An 18,835-nucleotide genomic window follows, 5' to 3' on the forward strand; every position below is an offset into this window, starting at 1 on the left:
CTAGCTCAGCCCGGCGCGGGAGGCGCGTTCCACGGCCGGGGCGATGACCTCGGCCAGGCGGTCGATGTCCGCCTGGGTGGAGGTGTGGCCGAGGGTGAAGCGCAGGGATCCGCGGGCCGCCGCGGCTCCCGTGCCCATCGCCAGCAGTACGTGCGAAGGCTGCGCCACCCCCGCGGAGCACGCCGAGCCCGTGGAGCACTCGACCCCCTTGGCGTCGAGCAGCATCAGCAGCGCGTCTCCTTCGCAGCCCGGGAAGGAGAAGTGCGCGTTGCCGGGCAGCCGGTCGTCGGGGTCGCCGTTGAGCACCACGTCGGGTACGGCGGCGCGGACCCTCGCGATCAGCTCGTCGCGCAGCGAGGTCAGCCGCTTGGCCTGTTCCTCCTGCTCGGCCACCGCGCTGGTCACCGCCGCCGCGAACCCGGCCAGCGCCGGGGCGTCGAGCGTGCCGGAGCGCACGTCGCGCTCCTGGCCGCCGCCGTGCATCACCGGAACCGGGTCGATGCCCCTGGCCAGCAGCAGCGCGCCGACCCCCATCGGGCCGCCCGCCTTGTGCCCGGACAGGGTGAGCGCGTCGACCCCCGAGCCCGCGAACGACACCGGAAGCTGCCCGATGGCCTGCACCGCGTCGGTGTGGAAGGGGATGCCGTGGTCGTGCGCGACCGCGGCGAGCACCTTGACCGGTTGTACCGTTCCGACCTCGTTGTTCGCCCACATGACGCTGACCATGGCGACGCTCTCCGGATCGCGTTCGATCGCGGACCGCAGCGTGTCGGGGTGAACCCTGCCGTGCTCGTCGACGGGCAGCAGCTCGACCTGCGCGCCCTGGTGGTCGGCCAGCCAGTGCGCGCAGTCCAGCACCGCGTGGTGCTCGACCGCGCTGAGCAGGACCCGGGTGGCCCCGGTGGCGGCCCTGCGCGCCCAGTACAGGCCCTTGACGGCGAGGTTGTCGGCCTCGGTGCCGCCCGCCGTGAAGACGATCTCGCTGGGCCGCGCGTCCAGGGCCTGGGCGATGGCCTCCCTGGATTCTTCGACCACCCTGCGCACCCGGCGTCCGGCCGCGTGCAACGCCGAGGCGTTGCCGACCTGGCCGAGCTGCTCGGTCATCGCCGCGATGGCTTCCGCACGCATCGGCGTTGTCGCCGCATGGTCGAGATAGGCCGAATGCACGACCGCCCTCCCCTCACTTACCAATACCTGGAGTACTGACCCTTTCGGGGAATACGACCTTCCAAGACTAGCCGCGCTTCGGAGTGAGCGGGGTCCCGGGTTTGCTCGCTGTACCGTCCGGACGGTATAGTGGCACCGTGAAGAGAGACGAGTTGCTGGACGCAGCGGAGCGGCTGCTGGCCGAGCGTGGCGCGCAGGCGCTCACCCTGGCCACCGTCGCCCAGACCGCGGGCGTCAGCAAAGGCGGGCTTCTCTATCACTTCAACAGCAAGGAAGTCTTGATCCGCGCCCTGGTCGAGCGGCTCATCGCCGACTTCGACCAGCTCGTCGGCGAGCATCCCCCACCCGGCGGGCCGAGTGGTCCGCCGCGCACCTACACCGAGCGCTATGTCCACGCGACGTTCGCCGCGCTGCGCACCGGCCGGCTGCGACGATGGGCGTGCGTCACGGGAGCGGCCGGAGATCCCGACCTGCTCGCGCCGCTGCGCGAGGCGATGGCCCGATGGCATTCGGCCGAGCTGGCAGGTGAGCCGGATCCGGCGGTCTCGGAGGTCGTACGGCTGGCCTGTGAGGGAGTCTGGGAAGTCGCCACCCATGCGCCCGGCCTCTACTCTCCACAGCACTACGACGATCTGGAGCAGCGGCTGCTCGCCATGCTGCACTGAGCGCGAACGAGACCGAGCCCCCAAGCCGAGCCCCCCAACAGGCGGTGACGGCTCCTCGATGATGCCCCGCTGACGGCGGCCCCTGCCGCCGCGCCGCCGATCCCCCCTGCGAGATCGCCGACTGGTGGTCGCCCGCAACGGCCCGGGCCGTTCGGGCGACCTGCTTTTGTGTGCCCGCCCCGCCGCCGCCGAAACCAAACGTGAGCACCTTCTATTGCATTGGAAAGGAGCGACGATGACCCGCGAGTTGAAAACGGCCCGCATTGGGGCAATCGTCACATTCGTCCTGGCCGGACTTTTGTGCGGCAGCTTCACCGTGCGCATTCCGGCACTGGCCGACCGACTCGAATTGAATGAAGCGGCGGTCGGCGCGGTACTGCTGGCCTGGGGCGTCGGCGCACTGGTGACGATGCAGTCGATGCGCGCGGTGATGGCCCGGGCGGGCAGTCGCACCGTACTGCGCGTCGGCGGGCCGCTCTGCGCGGCCGCGCTGGTCCTGGTGGCGCTCGCACCGAACTTCCCGCTGCTGCTCGCCGGCTCAGCGGCGTTCGGCATGGCGTTCGGCACCGTGGACATCGCGATGAACGCGCAGGGTTCGGTGGTGGAGCGGGCCGCCGGGCGGCACCTGATGAACGGCATGCACGCGGGCTGGTGCGTGGGAGCGATCTCCGCGGGGCTGCTCGGCACACTGGCGATCGCGGCGGGCCTGCCGTACGGCACGCACCTGATGCTGGTCGCCGTGGCGGCGCTGCCGGCGCTGATCGCGATCGGCCGCGCGTACCTGGCCGAGCCCCGCCAGGACGCCGGGCGCGGCGCACGGACCACCGCGCGGCGCGTACCGCCCGTGGTGTACCTGCTCGGTGTGATCGCGTTCTGCGCGTTCATGGTGGAGGGCACGATCGCCGACTGGAACGGCCTGTTCCTGCGCGACACCCTCGGCGCCCCCGAGGCGCTGGCCGCGCTCGGCTACCCGCTGTTCGAGGCGGGCATGCTGGCCGGGAGGCTGGCCGGTGACCGGGTACGCGCGCGGGTGGGCGCCCCGGCGCTGCTCGGACTGTCCGGGCTGGCGACGGCGGCGACGTTCGCGGTCGTGGTCAGCGCGCCCACGGCCGGGGTGGCGATCACCGGGATGGTGTTCGTGGGCATCGCGGTCGCGACGATCTCCCCCGTGGCGCTCTCCCTGGCGGGCACGGCCACCGGGGCGCCCGGCCCGGCCATCGCGCAGACCAGCGCGATGGGGTACGCCGGGCTGCTCCTGGGACCGGTGCTGATCGGTTTCGTCTCCGACCACGCGTCCCTGCGGACCGCGATGTTCACCGCGGTGGCGCTGGGCGTGGTCATCGCGGTCACGGCCCGCCTGCTGCCGCGCCGCACGGCCGTACCGGAGCGCCCGGCCCTGCAACTGACGGCATCGCCCGGCGTGCGCCAGGAGGAGGTACGGCAGGCGGCCAAGGACCCCATGGCCGCCTGAGCACCCCCTCGCGCCGCTACTTGCGCTTCTCGATCTCCTCGACGAGCTGGGGGACCACCTGGAACAGGTCCCCCACCACGCCGAAGTCGGCCAGCTCGAAGATCGGGGCCTCGCTGTCCTTGTTGACGGCGATGATCGTCTTCGCGGTCTGCATCCCGGCCCGGTGCTGGATCGCGCCGGAGATGCCGACCGCGATGTAGAGCTGGGGAGAGACCGTCTTACCGGTCTGGCCGACCTGGAACTGATGCGGGTACCACCCGAGGTCGGTGGCGGCCCTGGACGCGCCCACCGCCGCGCCGAGGGAGTCGGCGAGGTGTTCGATCAGCGCGAAGTCCTCCGCCGAGCCGACGCCACGGCCACCGGAGACCACGATCGCGGCCTCGGCCAGCTCGGGGCGCGCGCCCTTCTCCTCCTTGACCCGCTCGGCCACCCGCGCGGCCCGCGCCGCGTCGGACAGGGTGACGCTCACCCGCTCCTCGGCTCCCGCGCCCGCCGCGGGCTCGGGGGTCACCGAGTTGGGGCGGACCGCCACGATCGGGGTGCCCTTGGCGACCCGGGACCTGACGTTGACCCCGCCGCCGAAGACGGACTGGTCGGCCACGAAGCCCTCGCCCAGCCCCACCGCGTCGGTGATCACGCCGGAGTCGGTCTTGATGGCCAGCCGCCCGGCGATCTCCTTGCCCTCACCGGTGGCCGCGATCAGCACCCCGCCCGCCGAGGCGGCGGAGACCAGCTGCGCGAGGAGTTCGGCCTTGGGCGCGACGACGTAATCGACGATCTCCTGGGAGTCGGCCACATAGACCTTCTCCGCGCCGTACTCGGCGAGCTTGGCCCTGGCCTCCTCGGTGTAGCCGGGACCGGCCCACACGGCGCTGGGCGCGCCCTGGCCGCGGGCCAGGGTCAGCAGCTCAAGGGTGACCTTCTTGACCTCACCGTCGACGTGTTCGACGAGAACGAGAATCTCCGACATCGTTTGTTAACCCCCGTTCTCAGATGAACTTCTTGGTGGCCAGGAAGTCGGCGGTCTTGGTGCCGCCGTCGCCGTCGTCCTTGACGATCGTGCCCGCGCCGCGCGGCGGGGCCACGGCGAACTCGGCCACCACGCTCCACGCCCCGGCCAGGCCGACCTGGTCGGCGGCGATGCCCGCGTCGGCCACCGACAAGGTCTCCACCGGCTTCTTCTTGGCCGCCATGATGCCCTTGAACGACGGGTAACGCGGCTCGTTGATCTTCTCGACCACCGACACGACGGCGGGCAGGGTGGCCTCCACCTTGTCGTAGCCGTAGTCGGTGACCCGCTCGACGGCGATCGAGGTGCCGGACACCTCGACCTTCTTGGCCAGCGTGAGCTGGGCCACGCCGAGCCGTTCGGCCAGCATCGCGGCCAGTACGCCGGTGCGGGCGTCGGTGGACTCCGAGCCCAGCACGACCAGGTCGAACCCGATCCTGCCGAGCGCCTGGGCCATCGCGTAGGAGGTGGAGAGCGCGTCGGACCCGTGCAGCGCGTCGTCGGTCAGGTGGACCGCCTTGTCGGCGCCCATGGCGAGGGCCTTGCGGATGGTCTCGGTGGCCTTGGCCGGCCCCATGGTGAGCACGGTCACCGTCGCCTCGCCGCCGTGCGCCTCCTTCAGCTTGAGGGCCTCCTCCACGGCGTATTCGTCCAGCTCGTTGATGACGCCGTCGGCGGCGTCTCTGTCCAGGGTCTTGTCATCCGACCTGAGCTTGCGCTCGGTCGCCGTGTCGGGGACCTGCTTCACGCAGACGACGATGTTCATGGGGTCCATGGCCTCCGGACGGTTTATCCCATCATGCTTCGCGCTGCCAGACTGCCAGGCATGACGCCTCGGGCGGACGGCGGGCCGACCGCCTGCGCACACTTTACCGAACAATATTCCGGTGTGCCGAGCCGGGGCCGTCCTACCCGGCCAGGACCAGCACGAGCAGTACGAAGACCACCGTACCCAGTGCCAGCACCAGCGTGAACGTGCTGAACACCGTGCTCAGCAGCAGCCACAGCGCGACCGTGCCGACACCGCCGCCCACGTCGATGATCACTCGGTTGCGCTGCGGCCCGCCGCGCGACAGCAGCCCCACCGCGGCGTCGCCGAGCACCCCGACCGCGTAACCGGCCAGCACCAGCAGCGCGACCTCCGGCAGGTTTTCCGAGGCCGCGGCGGCGGCCAGCGCCGCCACGACGCCTGAGCCGATCACCCAGCGGGTGCGGATCTTCGCCGCGTGCCTGGCCCTGACCTCGTCGGGAGAGGGCCGCCCGCCCTGGCGGATCTGGCCGACCTCGCGGGTGGCCATCGAGTGCACGGTGTCGGCCCCGCCGTTCGCGGGGACCGGCGGGACCTGGCCGACCAGCGTGCCCCCGACCGCGGCGGGCGACGACGCCTCGACCGGCACGCCCAGCCGGGCCGCGAGCTGCGCGGCGCTCGGCCGGATCGACGGCTCGCGGACCAGGCACTCGCGCAGCAGCGGCGCCAGCCAGTCGGGCACGCCGTCCAGGTCGGGCTCGTGGTGGACCACCCGGTAGGCGACCGCGGTGGCAGGTCCCTGCCCGTACGGCTGGCGGCCCGTCGCCGCGTACGCCAGCGTCGCCGCGAACGCGAACACGTCGGCCGCCGCCCCCGACTCCGCCCCCTCGATCACCTCCGGCGCGAGGTAACCCGGCGTGCCCAGCACCGCCCCCGACGCGGTGACCGACACCGAGTCCAGCGCGTGCGCGATGCCGAAGTCGATCACCACGGGCACGCCGTCGGCCACGATCACGTTGGCCGGCTTCAGGTCGCGGTGGATCACCCCGGCCCCGTGGATGGACGTCAGCGCGGCGGCCAGCCCGCGCGCCAGCCGCAGCAGGAAGTCGCCGCCGACCGCGCCCTCCTCGGCCACCAGCGTGCTCAGCGGCCTGCCCTGCACGTAACGGGTGACCAGGTAGGGACGGCCGCCGCCGAGCGAGGCGTCGCGTACCTCGGCGATGTGGTCGCCGCGCACCCGGCGCATGGTCTCGACCTCCCGCGCGAGCCGCGCCAGCGCGCCCGTGTCGGCCGCGACGTGCGGATGCAGGATCTTCACCGCCACCGTCCGGCCCTCTGGATCGAGCGCCAGATGAACCTCTCCGAACCCGCCCGCCCCGATCAGCGAGAGCAGCCGGTAATCGCCCAGGCGCTCACCCTCTGGCCCGCCCATGACACTCCCTCCGCCACATTCATCGTGCCCCAGAAGAAGCCGCCGCGCACGCGAGAGCGGTGGTCCGGGCCGCGGCGTCAGGACCAGGGTGAGAGGAAGCCGAGCCCGAGGCTGGACATCAGGTCGCCGATGAGCCCGGTCACCAGGTCCACCGCGCCCATGGACGCCTCGTCGGTGCGCCTGCGGAACTCGTCGGTGAGGTTCTCGATGACCTGCTCGGGCGGCTTCCACGGCGCGAACGACGGGGCCGTGCTGAACGCGACCAGCAGCACGAACGCCGCGATCACCGCCAGCGTCACCGCCGTGACCACCCCGGCCCGCGGGCTCCTGATCACGCCGGTGAGCGCGCGGGCCACCGCGCGCCGCGGCTTGCCGCCGCCGGGCAGCACGAACAGGCCCGCCGTGAACGCGCCCGCCGCGTAGGCCGCGGCGCCGTTGGTGCTCATCCCCCCGCCGTACGCGAGCACGCCCCACACGCACATCCCGAACATGATCGACAGCGGTACGTGCAGCGCCGTGCCGAGACCTGCCTTGATCAGCGCCCACGGCGTGCCGAGCACGGCGAGCACCGGGTCGGCCCCGCTGTTGCCGCGTACCTTGCGCCGCTCGGCGAGGTCGCCGAACAGGTGCTCGCCGACCCGCAGGCACAGCACCAGCACGATGGCCAGCGCGCTGACCAGCACCGGCATGATGAACGCCGCCCCGACCAGGGTCGCCAGCAACAGCCCGGCCAGCAGCGGGTGCGAGGCCCGGTAGGGCGGGCGGCGTTCGCTCGGCGGGGCCGGCGGCTCATAGGGCCGGGCCTCGCCCGGCGGCGCGTACGGCGCCGGTCGCCCGGCGGGCTGCGGCGGCGGGTATCCGGCCACCCGCTGGTCGGCGTAGGGCGCGGGCGGGACGTACGGAGGCACCTGGACCGGCGGCGACGCGGGAGGCGCCCCGGCCGCCGCGGCCATCCGGCTCGTCTCCGCCTCGGAACCGTCCCTGCGCCCGCGCCCCTGCCGGGTGTACTCCACGGGCGGCAGCAGGTCGGCGTAGCCGTCCTCGTGTGACAGCACCCGTGTGCCGTCCTTGCGCCCGCCCATCACCGTGGTGTGCTCCCGCGGCGGGGCGGTCTCGTGGAAGGTGGTGATCGACGGGTCGAGGGAACGTGCCATCTGCTGGAGCCCGCGGGCCGACGGACGGGCCCCCGGCTCCACCGACAGCGCCGCCCGCAGCCAGCCACGCAGCCAGGCGGGGGCCTCGTCGATCTGGGCGTTGCCGTTCATGATGTTGAAGCAGACCGACTCGAACGTGCCGGTGCCGAACGGCGGCTTGCCGGTCGCGCCGAAGAACACCGTGGAGGCCAGCGCGTGCACGTCGGCGGCCTGGGTGATCTCGCTGTCCTTGATGATCTCGGGCGCGAGGTAGCCGGGCGTGCCGACGAACATCCCTGTCTGCGTCAGCCGGGTCGCGTTGACCAGGTGCGCGATGCCGAAGTCGATGACCAGCGGCTCGCCGCCGACCAGGATCACGTTGGCCGGCTTGAGGTCGCGGTGGATCACGTCGGCCGCGTGGATCGCCACCAGCGCCGCGCACAGGCCCCGGGCCAGCCGGATCACCTCCGCCGCCGGGAGCGGCCCGTCGACCAGGACCGTCTCCTCCAGCGTGCGGCCCGGCGCGAAGCGCGTCACGATGAACGGCTGCGCCCCGGTCAGCTCGGCGTCGATCACGTCGGCCACGTGCGGGCTGCGCACCCGGCGCATGGTCTCGACCTCGCGGGTCAGCCGGTCGCGGGCCTTGAGGTCGACCGCTACGTGCGGATGCAGGATCTTGACGGCCAGGTCGGTGCCCTCGTCGTCGATCCCGAGGTAGACGACCCCCATCCCGCCCTCGCCGATCTTCTTGATCAGCCGGTAGCGGCCGACCATGTCGGGCGCCTGCGTCTCCTGTGGATTCATGACCCCGGCCCTCCTGCCTTTTCTCGCAGGCTGTCGAGCTGTCCTTTGATGGGTTCCACTCCGATCGGCGCGAACCGCGCCTCGCCGGTGCCGGTCACCGTACCCACGGCGAGCACCGCCATTACCAGTGCCAGGCCCGCCAGCACCGCCGCCGCCACGGTGGCGGCGGTCCGGGCGGGCAGAATCGCGGTCAGCGTGCGGCGCAACTGGCGGCCGGGGCCCTCGACCCCGGGACCGGCGCAGATGGTCCACAGCGCGACCGCCGAGCCCCAGCCGAGCGCGTTGACCGTGGGCATGTCCGTGACCAGCACGGTGAGCAGCAGCGTCACCGGCAGGCCCAGGATCAGCCCGTAGGGCACCAGCGCGAGCGTGATGCCCGCGGACTTGGCGAGCGCGGCCGGGCGGCCGAACACCCGCGCGATGTCCGCCACCGCCGACCCCGCCGGGCCGTCCCCGGAGGACGGCTGCGCGATGTCGGCGGCGCGCAGTACGACGGCCAGCGGGATCACGATCAGCGCCACGATGGACGGGGCCAGGATCGCCACCGCCGCCACGATGGCCAGCAGCAGGAGCGCGGCCACGCCGTGCGCCCGCGACGGCTGCGGCTCGCGCCGCTGGGCGGGCTGCGGCGGCGCGGTCTGCTGGGCGGGCTGGGCAGGCTGGGCGGGCTGGGCGGGCTGGACCGGCTGGTGGCCGGGGCCCTGGTAGCCGCTCTGCTGGGGGTAGGGCGGGGTGTACCGCTGCGCGCCGTACGCCGGGGTGACCGCGCCCTGGCCGTACCCCGGCTGACCGGGCTGACCCGGCTGACCGGGTTGTCCCGGTTGACCTGGGCGGCCGTACTGGCCGGGCTGCTGGTAACTCTGCGGCGGGTGGTTCCTGACGTATTCCTGGATGTCGTTGGGACGCACCCGCTGGGTGGGTATGTCGCCGTCCGGGGTCTGCGGCGGGGGCGGGACCGGCCGGCCCGGCGGCGCCGCCGGGCGGGCGGCGGCGTCGGCCTGGGTGGCGACGTCCCAGCCGTGGACCGGGCCGCCGCCGGTGGACGGGGGCCCGGGGGGTGGCATCGCCGAGCCGTCGGCCTGCGTCGGGGTGTCCCAGGACGCGCGGTCCTGGGCCCCGGTGGCCTGGCGCATCTTGCGCAGCTCCTCCGGGGGGACCCGCCGGGTGGGGAACGGGTCGCCCAGCTCGGGCTGCGGCGCCTCGTCCAGCAGGGACACATAGTCGCGGTCGCGCGGCGGCTGCGGGTCGGCCGGGTACGCGGGCCGCGCCCCCACCGCCGGGGTGGGGAAGTCGCCGTCCGCGGCGTGGCCCGGCGGGCCGGCGTACGGGCCGGAGGCGGGGCCAGGGCGCGCGGCGGGCCCGGCGGCCTGGCCGGTGCCGGAGTCGCGCCCGCTGAAGTCGGGGACCGTGGTGATCTCGTCGGGCATCCGCGGCCGGCCGCCCGCCTTCGGCATCAGCCGCCCGATCTGCGCGGCGATCTCGGCGGCGCTCGGCCGCCTGGCCGGATCGCGCTGCAACGCGGCCCGCAGCACCGGCCGGAGCACCGGTGGAGCCGCGTCGATGTTGGCCTTGCCCGCGGTGATGTTGTAGAAGATCATTTCCAGCGTGCCCTTGCCGAAGGGCGGCTGGCCGCTGGAGGCGAACAGCATCGTGCCCGCCCACGCGTGGATGTCGACCTCCGGCCCGGCCTCGTGCCCCTCGATGATCTCCGGGGCGAGGTAGCCGGGGGTGCCGATGAACATGCCGGTCTGGGTCAGCCGGGTTGCGTCCACCGCCTGGGCGATGCCGAAATCGATGAGCACCGGCTCGCCGTCGAGAATGAGCACGTTGCCCGGTTTGAGGTCGCGGTGGATGACCCCCACCGAATGGACGGCGGCCAGCGCGGCGGCCACGCCGCGGGCGACCTTCAGCAACGCGCCGACATCGAGCGGCCCCTCCTCCTTGACCAGGTCGTCGAGCGCCTGGCCCGGGACGTACCGGGTGACAATGTACGGACGGTGACCGGTCACGTCGGCGTCGAGGACCTCGGCGATGTGGTCGCTGCGGACCCGGCGCATGGTCTCGACCTCACGGGCGAGCCGCCGCCTGGCCACGTCGTCGCCGGTGACCTCCGCGCGCAACACCTTGACCGCGACCTCACGGCCCTGCCGATCGACGGCCAGATGGACAACGCCCATGCCGCCTTCACCGAGCCGCCTGAGCAGCCGGTAAGGTCCTAGTCGGTCGTCCTGATTCATGGCATGAAGCACCATACCGGCTCAAACACCGCCCCAGAGATGAACCGCGAGGCCACATTTCCTCGCTATTACAACGATCGGGCAGGTCCCAACGGTTTCCCAATCGAGGGTATTAGACAAGCTCGCTTCGGCGTCAGTTCGCGAGCGCGAGCACCTCCGCGGTTTTCAGTTCGGCGAGCACCGCCCCGGGAATGGCGATCTTGGATCGCCGCAGGCCGCTCCCGATCACCACGTCGGGATGCGCGGCCACGGCCTCGTCCACCAGCACCGGCCAGTCGTCGGGTAGCCCGAGCGGCGTGATGCCGCCGTACTCCATGCCGGTCAGCCGCACCGCGTCGGCCTGGGGCGCGAACGACGCCTTGCGGGCCTCCAGATGACGCCGCACCACGCCGTTGACGTCGGCCCGCATCGTGGCGAGCACCAGGCACGCCGCGTAGCGCAGCTCGCCGCCGCGCTTGGCCGCCACGATCACGCAGTTGGCCGACTCGTCCATGCCGACGTCGTAGCGCTCACAGAAGGCGGCGGTGTCGGCCACCTCGGGATCGATCTCGGCCACCCGCACCCGATCGCCCAGCCCGGCCGCGACGGGCGCCACGGGCCCGGCCAGCCACTCCGGCCGCTCGGCCGCCGATGCCCACGAGAGGTTCCCCGGACCCATATCGCGAGATCATCCCCTTCCGGCCAGGGTGAGCACGCCGCTCCCTGCGCGGCCCCCTGGCTCGATCCATGCCCCCAACACCCGCCGGGCCCACGCCGTCGTCGGCGCGCCGCCAAGCGCTTGCCAAGACTCTACGCTCTGTCCCCGGCCCGCGAGCACGCGTTCGCCGCACAGTGCCCCCTCATCCCGGCCTTCATGCAGGAGTGGACAGCACCCGGCGGTGCAGGTCGGTGACGACCGCGCGGGCCGACTCCATCGCCCCGGCCTGCCAGGCGACCAGATGGGTGAGCCAGTCGCCGGCGAAGTAGACCCGGCCCGCCGGGCGGCGCAGCAGGTCCCGTCCCTCGGAGTGCTCGGGCCAGCGGACCCAGCCGCCGCCGATGTGCGGGCGGCGCTCCCAGTCGATGGAGACGGCCGACACCAGTTCGGAGCGGTACTTCTCGCCGTGGATCTTCTTGCCCTGGGTGAGCGCGCGGCGCAGGCGGTCACGATGGGACAGCCCCCCGTACGTCCTGGCGTGCTCATCGGTGGCGTAATAGCCGACGACCAGCCCCCGGGCGGCGTGATAACCGTAGGAGGGATACCAGATATGCGTGATATCCAGATTGGTCTCGGTTATTCCTCCATATATGCGGTCGTCCAGCTCCCACCACCGCCTGCCGTACTCCAGCCCGATCTTGCCCGCCGATACCGGACGAGGGGTCGCCAGCGCGGAGACGACGGCGGCCCCCAGGTTTCCCGGGATCTTGGCGAGCACGTGCGGCGGGAGGGCGGCGACGCAGTAGTCGGCGCGTTCGGTCCCGGCGCGGTGGGTGACCTCGACGCCGTCCGGCAGGTTCGTGATCTTCGTGACGGCGGTGCCGGTCCTGATCCGGTCCGGCCCGATCGCGCGGGCCAGCGCGGTGACGATCGCGTCCATCCCGCCCACCGGCTGGAACATCGGCGCGGCCTGGTCGTACCCGGCGTTCATGGTCACCGCCCGGCCGATGCCGCCGGCCAGCACCTCCGCCAGGCCGCCTGGCGGGGCCAGCGGGTCGCCCGGGCCGAGGCCGGGGTCCGTCGCGTAACCGCGCCGCGGCGACCCCTCATAGGACAGCCTGCCGCCGATGTCGCCGAACCGGCGCAGGAACGCCATCAGGCGTTCCCGGTCATCGGCGGTCAGGCGGCGGTCCAGCGCGCCCGCGTGGGTGGCCTTGGCCAGGAGTTCGGAGATGTAGCCGTGCACGTCGGCACGGACCGTCCGTGCCCGGAGGGGGGCGGGCATGCCCTGGTTGTAGACGTAGGCGGAGGCGTTGTCGTTGACGAACGTCTCGATCGGCACGCCCAGCTCACGGCAGTAGTCGAGGGTGACCATCCACTGCGCGATCCGGGCCGCGCCCGCGTTGAAGTAGACCCCCTCACCGAACTTCGCGGTCTGCGTCGCGCCCGAGGTCTCGGTCAGCCGGTCGCCGCCGCGCAGGGTCAGGTTGCGCCCGCCGATCCGGTCGCCCGCCTCCAGCACCGTGCAGTCGTACCCCGCCTTGCCCAGCTCGTAGGCGCAGGTCAGCCCGGCGACCCCGGCCCCGAGCACGAGCACCCTGGCCGCCGCCCGCCCGGTCAGCCGGAAGTCGGACGGCCGCGGCGGCGCGTATTGCACCCGCTGCTCCTGCGGGGCCAGCCCGAGGGCCCCCATCGCGGCGAACATCGCGCCCGCCCCGCCCGCCGCCCCCACGCCGACCAGCAGGGCCCGTCTGGTCGGCCGATCGAGTGCGGCCACGGTCAGCCGTAGACGCCGCTGCCGCAGGCGATCTGCCCGCCGATCATGGCGAAGATCCCGAACAGCGCCATGATCTGGGCGAAGTCGCCGGTGGTGAACTCGGTGTGCCGCGGTCCCGCCGCCCGCACCCCGGGGATCAGCGCGCATCCCGCGGCGATGGCCGTGGAGTTCCACTCCACGCCGAGGGTGTAGGGCGCGGCGATCTCGTACGGCGCGAAGTCCGCGACCCGCCCGAGGGCCCGCCGCGCGCCCTCCCTGATCCGCTCCTGCGCGACGGACGGAGGCAGCAGCTCGGCCGAGAACTTGTCCACCCCCGTCTTGACCGCCACGGTCTCGACGTCGCCCAGCGTCTCCCTGGCCTCCTCGCAGACCGCCTGGTCGCCGGTCACCAGCGCCACCGGCACGCCCAGCGACCCCGCGTACGCCGCCACCAGCCGGGTCTCCCCGCACAGCTCGCCGTTGAGGTGGACGTTCTGGATCTCCTTGCCCATCCAGGTGTGGTTCAGTACGCCGTGCTGGACGCCCGCCCTGGCGTGGTACCCCACGAAACAGGCCGCCCGGTGACCCGCGTCGAGCCCCTGCCCCATTCGCAGCGGCTTGCCCGGCCCGCGGATCAGCGTGGCCCGGGGATCGAGCAGGTCGATGCGCAGGTTCTTGGTGAACCCGTGAGCGTCGTTGACCACGACGGCCTGCGCGCCCGCCGCGCAGACGCCCTCGATCGCGGCGTTCGTGTCGGCCGTCATCAGCTCGCAGCCGCGTTCGTAGCCCCGGCCCCCGGCGCGCATCTCCTCGGGGTCGGTCAGCCCGGTCACGCCCTCCATGTCCACCGACAGGTAGACCCTCACGTCGCTTGTCCCCACATCTCCACGTGCCGTGCCTCGTTCTGTGTCATGAAGCCGACCTCGCCGGCCATGAAGTCCGCCACCTGCCTGCGCCAAGGGGCGGGTATCTCCTTGATGGCGGGACGGTAGCAGCGCTCCAGCCATCCGGTGGACTCTTCGGTCGCGCCCAGGTACTCGGCGGCCTTGGCGAACGGGGTGCCCTCGATGCCGGGCACCCGGGCGCAGCCGTACTCGATCATCTCCTGCCCGCCGTACGGGGGCGGCTGCTGCCACTTGGCGGCCACCGGGCGGGAGGCGGTGATCGTGGTGCGCAGCGGGCGGCGTTCGATGGCGGCCTGGATCAGCTCCTTGTACAGGCACTTGCCGCACACCCCGCACGGCCCGCCGTCATCGCCGCGCAGGCACCACCGAACCTGCTCGCGCAGCGGCGAACCGAGCGCGAGGCGCATGGTGACGGCCTCGCTCACACCGCCGACGGGCAGCACGATGGGCAGCCCGGCGGCGGCGAACAGGCGGCCCCAACGCCCGCCGGGCGACCACATCGGATTGTGCGGGGTGTACCGGTGCAGGTAGCGCCCGCCGCCCAGCCAGCGCGAGCCCATCTCGTAGCCGAACGCGATGCCGCCGAGGTCGAGTTCGCCCGCCATCAGGATCGCGCCGACGGCCACCGCGTGGTGCTCGGGGTAGCCCGGGCGCGGCTCGGCGAGGGTGAACTCCAGGTCGGACTGGACGATCGTCAGGTCCCTGCCGGTGCGGGCGGCCAGCTTGGCGAGCACGTCGGCGCGGTAGTGGGTCCAGCGGTTGGGCACCCGCTGGTGCGGTACGCGCTGGAAGTGGACCAGCGGCGCGTCCGGCAGCATCGCGGCCACGGCGACGGAGTCCGCGCCGCCGCTGTAGGAGACGGCCAGCCGGGTGCCGGCGCGCGGCGGCGCGCCGACCGGCCCCGCCTCGATCCCGAAGCCCTGCTCGATCGCGGCGGCCAGGTCGCGCGAGACGGGCCGGTCGAAGGTGATCCGCCGGGTCGTCCAGGGGGCCACGACGGTCCACGCGGCCAGCGCCGACAGGTCCGGATGTACGTCGGGCAGCGGCCTGGGCAGCCGTACCCGGCAGGAGTTGGTCGCCATCCGTACCGCCTGGCCGTCGGTCACCGTGCCGATGATGTCGTCCTCGGCGTCGAGCCTGAACCCCAGATGCCACACGCCCCCGTCCGTGGTCCAGGCGGCCCTCACCGGATGCCGTCCCTGGCGGCTTCCCTGGCCTCCCTGGCCTCTCCGGCTTCCCTGGCGCTTTCCACGCGGTCCACGGCCTGCCAGAGCAGGACCTCGTTCTGCAGGATCCGGTCCATCGCCGAGGCGGTCTCCACGGCGAGCCGGTGCGCGTCGTCCCACCGGGCCATGCGGGCCTGGTCCGGGGCGGACTTGGCCGCAGGAGCGATCTTCGCCACCCGGGCGTTCAGCCGTTCGACCTCCGCGCGAAGCTCCGCGAGTTCGCGCGCAACGACTTTGATCTCCCAAAGGGAGTCCCTAATGTCGTTTTTATGATCAACTCGCCTGACATAGTGGGCATCCAACCAGGAACGTGCCGAACGCCGGATCCACCCGGGAACCGGCATCCGCCTTACCAACCGGACCATGAACGGTCACGATAGCGCCTGATCCCGACCTTCCTTGACCAAGCGTCAAGAGTGTTATCACTCTGCATAAGTCGGTATGAACCGATAGCCATAGCGATACCATGAACGCCGTTTGAAAGAAAGCTTCCAGCGTTGGTCATGTGCGAAGAAAATCGTTGACAACTGGATCAAGGGCCAGCACGCTGGTGATCGACGTGACCTCCCGCCCCCCAGCCGAGGAGCAGCATGCGACTCCGCCCAGCCCGTCCCCGGCGGCGCGAGACCGCCATGGCCGCCGTGCTGGCCGCCGTGACCCTCGCCGCGCTCATCACCAGCCCGCTGCCGACCGCCGACGCCTCCGCCGGGGAGCGGCAGCGCGCCTATGCGGACGCCGCGCGGACGCACAAAGTACCGCAGAGCGTGCTGCTGGCGGTCTCCTTCCTCGAATCGCGCTGGGACGCCAACCGGGGGCTGCCGAGCACGTCGGCCGGCTTCGGGCCGATGCACCTCACCGACGCGGCGGCGCTCGCCCCGGCCACCCACCACCACTCCTCCACCGGTGAGGACCCGCGGGGCGACGACGCCCGGCGTACCAAGGCGCCCTCGGGCAAGCCGGCCCCGACCGCGCCGCCGCCCGCGGGCGACTCGCTGCGCACGCTGGAGCGCGCCGCCGAGCTGACCGGCCTGCCGCGCGACTCGCTGCGCTCCGACCCCACCGCCAACATCATGGGCGGCGCGGCCCTGCTCGCCGACCACCAGCGACGGCTCGGCGCGCCGCTCAGCGACGACCCCGCCCAGTGGTACGGCGCGGTCGCGCGCTACTCCGGAGCCGCCGACGAGGGGGCCGCCAGGGCGTTCGCCGACGAGGTCTACACCGTGATGCGGCAGGGCGCGGCGCGGACCACCGACGACGGTCACGCCGTACGCCTCACGCCGCTGCCCGACCTGACCCCGCTGCGCACCTGGCTGGACCGGCTCGGCCTGCGCGACCCGCGCCCCGGCGAGGTGGAGTGCCCCCGGACGATCTCCTGCGAGTGGATCCCGGCCCCCTACCAGGAACTCCCGGGCGGCGACTACGGCAACCACGACGTGGCCAGGCGGCCGGTGGACCAGAAGGTCGAGTACATCGTCATCCACGACACCGAGGAGTACTACGACCGGACCCTCCAACTCGTCCAGAACCCCGAGTACGTGAGCTGGCACTACACGCTGCGCTCCCAGGACGGCCACATAGCCCAGCACGTCCGGACCAAGGACGTCGGCTGGCACGCCGGCAACTGGTACGTCAACGCCAAGTCCATCGGCCTTGAGCACGAGGGCTTCCTGGCCCAGGGCGGCGCCTGGTACACCGAGGCGATGTACCGCACCTCCGCCAAGCTGGTGCGCCACCTCGCCAGGCAGCACCGCGTCCCGCTGGACCGCGCCCACATCCTCGGCCACGACAACGTCCCGGGCACGGTGCCCGGCACCGTGCAGGGCATGCACGAAGACCCCGGCCCCTACTGGGACTGGGCCCACTACTTCGACCTGCTCGGCGCGCCACTGCGCCAGTCCGGCGGCTCGCGCGCCCAATCGGTCATGATCCGCCCCGCCTACGAACGCAACCGCCCCTACTTCTACGGCTGCGTCCCGTCCGACCCGGCCGCCGCCTGCCCGCCGCACGGCTCGTCCGCCATCTGGCTGCGCACCGAACCGCGCCCGGACGCCCCGCTGGTCAAGGACATCGGCAAACACCCGACCGGCGACTCCACCTACAGCGTCTACGACCACAGCGCCCGCGCGTCCACCGGCCAGCGCTACGCCCTGGCCGACCGGCAGGGCGACTGGACGGCGATCTGGTACCTCGGCCAGAAGGCGTGGTTCCACGACCCGCCCCGCGCCCGCGTCGCCATCCCCTCCCGCGGCCTCATCGTCACCCCGAAGCCGGGCCGCGCCACCGTACCGCTGTACGGCCGGGCCTTCCCAGAGCCGGAGGCGTACCCGCAGGGCGTCCCGCCACAGGCGATCGTGCCTTTGCAGTACACGTTCGCGGCCGGGCAGAAGTACACCCTGGGGCGGGTCGCGGGCGGCGAGTACTACCGCGCGGTGACCTTCGCCCCCGAACAGCACACGGTGGTCCGGGGCAAGCTGAAGTACTACCAAATCCAGTTCGGCCACCGCGTCATGTTCGTCAACGCCGACGACGTCACCCTCACCATCGCCTGACCCCGCCCTGCCGGCACCCCGCCCTTCGGGCGACATCCCACCTCTGAAAGGGCGCGCTTCGCGCGCCCAAAGGACGTGGCCCTCGCTATCGCTCGGACGTTCTTTTTAGTGTCGGGCTCCGCCCGACGTCGGTGCGTCTCACGTGCCGTAAGCCCTTGTGCTCTGGAAGGGACTGCTACAGCCGACGCTCGGTACGGCGAGATACCACGACACACCCGAAACACCGGGCACCAGAGCGCAACCCACGGCGATGCGGCGGCGACAGAAGGCTCTGCCGTAAAGAACCACGACCAGCGCGTACGACACCCGAGCAGCGCCGACGTCGATCAAAGCCAGATATTAGAAAACCGGCCGAGCAGCAGCGAGGGCCACGTCCTCTAGCTGCACTAGGGCTGGGTATCCCCATGTCGCCATCCCGGGGCGGAGTTCTTACGCGAAAGGCATTGCCTGATCCGCACAGTAGTCATACTGTCACGCCATGCAGTTGACCAGGCGGAGAAGATCATGAGCACACCCACCACGACGGACACCCCCGCGCCGGTGTGGTTCCTCGAATGCGAGCTGACCAACCGCTGCCAACTCACCTGCCGTCACTGCTACTCAGGAGCCTCGCCCGCCGAGGGGCACGGCACCATGACCGTGGCGGACTGGACACGCCTGCTCGACACCGCTCCGGCCGCCGGAATCACGACGGTCCAGTTGATCGGCGGCGAGCCCACCCTGCACCCGGACTTCCTGCTCCTGGCCGAGCACGCTCTCGGCCTGGGGCTGCATGTGCAGGTGTACTCCAACCTCTACCGCGTGACCGACGCTCAGTGGAAGTTGTTCTCCCATCCCAAGGTGACCGTGGCCACGTCCTACTGTGCGGCCTGATGGTTCTCGCCGCCTGCGTTCTCCGCGCCAGAGGAAAGTGGAGAATCCCGCTCAGTGGTCATAAAGGGCGGGCCCCCGAGGGAGCGCGCATAGCCGGTAACGGCTTTGTGTGGAGCCTCCCGAAAAGAAGTCCCAAGAATGCCCGGTGCCATCGGGCGCAACAGGACAAGGGGGAGACCCGAAGGACGAACGCAAGTGAATCTCTGAAGAGGTCTCGACAGTG

At 72.2% G+C, this 18,835-nt stretch carries 15 protein-coding genes; 4 read left to right on the top strand and 11 right to left on the bottom strand.

What is annotated here, in order from left to right:
- Nucleotides 1-1,167, bottom strand: coding sequence for a cysteine desulfurase family protein (locus DP939_RS41515; RefSeq protein WP_113986342.1), 1,167 nt, complete (start codon nt 1,165-1,167; stop codon nt 1-3).
- A 137-nt stretch (nt 1,168-1,304) separates the two neighbouring features.
- Here DP939_RS41515 and DP939_RS41520 point away from each other — a divergent pair, with 137 nt between their 5' ends.
- Both DP939_RS41520 and DP939_RS41525 read left to right on the top strand, forming a co-directional pair.
- Nucleotides 1,305-1,832 (top strand): TetR/AcrR family transcriptional regulator, encoded by a 528-nt coding sequence (locus tag DP939_RS41520; RefSeq protein WP_113986343.1) that lies wholly within the window; start codon nt 1,305-1,307, stop codon nt 1,830-1,832.
- Between the two features lie 235 nt (nt 1,833-2,067).
- Nucleotides 2,068-3,303, top strand: a complete 1,236-nt coding sequence (locus tag DP939_RS41525) for an MFS transporter (RefSeq protein ID WP_113986344.1) — start codon at nt 2,068-2,070, stop codon at nt 3,301-3,303.
- A 16-nt stretch (nt 3,304-3,319) separates the two neighbouring features.
- On the opposite strand, the gene DP939_RS41530 is transcribed toward DP939_RS41525, so the two are convergent.
- The 10 genes from DP939_RS41530 to DP939_RS48350 form a co-directional block, all read right to left on the bottom strand.
- Nucleotides 3,320-4,273 (bottom strand): electron transfer flavoprotein subunit alpha/FixB family protein, encoded by a 954-nt coding sequence (locus DP939_RS41530; protein WP_113986345.1) that lies wholly within the window; start codon nt 4,271-4,273, stop codon nt 3,320-3,322.
- 19 nt (nt 4,274-4,292) lie between these two features.
- On the bottom strand, nt 4,293-5,078 hold the full coding sequence (locus tag DP939_RS41535; protein WP_113986361.1) for an electron transfer flavoprotein subunit beta/FixA family protein: 786 nt from the start codon (nt 5,076-5,078) through the stop codon (nt 4,293-4,295).
- Between the two features lie 142 nt (nt 5,079-5,220).
- On the bottom strand, nt 5,221-6,492 hold the full coding sequence (locus tag DP939_RS41540) for a serine/threonine-protein kinase (protein WP_113986346.1): 1,272 nt from the start codon (nt 6,490-6,492) through the stop codon (nt 5,221-5,223).
- Nucleotides 6,493-6,569: 77 nt separating this feature from the next.
- Nucleotides 6,570-8,429 (bottom strand): serine/threonine-protein kinase, encoded by a 1,860-nt coding sequence (locus DP939_RS41545; RefSeq protein ID WP_113986347.1) that lies wholly within the window; start codon nt 8,427-8,429, stop codon nt 6,570-6,572.
- Nucleotides 8,426-10,681: a protein kinase domain-containing protein gene (locus DP939_RS47325; RefSeq protein WP_318656345.1), complete on the bottom strand. Its 2,256-nt coding sequence runs from the start codon at nt 10,679-10,681 to the stop codon at nt 8,426-8,428. Before DP939_RS47325 ends, DP939_RS41545 begins: the two co-directional genes overlap by 4 nt.
- Nucleotides 10,682-10,799: 118 nt before the next feature.
- Entirely contained in the window at nt 10,800-11,324 is a 525-nt protein-coding gene (locus DP939_RS41555; RefSeq protein ID WP_113986348.1) for a YbaK/EbsC family protein, read from the bottom strand.
- A 193-nt stretch (nt 11,325-11,517) separates the two neighbouring features.
- Complete coding sequence (locus tag DP939_RS41560; protein ID WP_225878846.1) at nt 11,518-13,080, bottom strand: flavin monoamine oxidase family protein; 1,563 nt, start codon at nt 13,078-13,080, stop codon at nt 11,518-11,520.
- A gap of 2 nt (nt 13,081-13,082) precedes the next feature.
- On the bottom strand, nt 13,083-13,925 hold the full coding sequence (locus DP939_RS41565) for a M55 family metallopeptidase (protein ID WP_113986349.1): 843 nt from the start codon (nt 13,923-13,925) through the stop codon (nt 13,083-13,085).
- Nucleotides 13,922-15,151, bottom strand: coding sequence for a DUF6395 domain-containing protein (locus DP939_RS41570; RefSeq protein ID WP_113986350.1), 1,230 nt, complete (start codon nt 15,149-15,151; stop codon nt 13,922-13,924). The genes DP939_RS41565 and DP939_RS41570 overlap by 4 nt, the downstream gene beginning before the upstream one ends.
- Entirely contained in the window at nt 15,148-15,366 is a 219-nt protein-coding gene (locus DP939_RS48350; RefSeq protein ID WP_225878847.1) for a hypothetical protein, read from the bottom strand. The genes DP939_RS41570 and DP939_RS48350 overlap by 4 nt, the downstream gene beginning before the upstream one ends.
- Before the next feature lie 414 nt (nt 15,367-15,780).
- On the opposite strand from DP939_RS48350, the gene DP939_RS41580 reads away from it, so the two are divergent.
- Both DP939_RS41580 and DP939_RS41585 read left to right on the top strand, forming a co-directional pair.
- On the top strand, nt 15,781-17,739 hold the full coding sequence (locus tag DP939_RS41580) for an N-acetylmuramoyl-L-alanine amidase (RefSeq protein WP_225878849.1): 1,959 nt from the start codon (nt 15,781-15,783) through the stop codon (nt 17,737-17,739).
- Between the two features lie 504 nt (nt 17,740-18,243).
- Nucleotides 18,244-18,612, top strand: coding sequence for a radical SAM protein (locus DP939_RS41585; RefSeq protein ID WP_113986353.1), 369 nt, complete (start codon nt 18,244-18,246; stop codon nt 18,610-18,612).
- The last annotated feature ends 223 nt before the right edge of the window (nt 18,613-18,835 follow it).

Origin of the sequence: Spongiactinospora rosea (assembly GCF_003315795.1) — a bacterium.
Taxonomy (GTDB): domain Bacteria; phylum Actinomycetota; class Actinomycetes; order Streptosporangiales; family Streptosporangiaceae; genus Spongiactinospora; species Spongiactinospora rosea.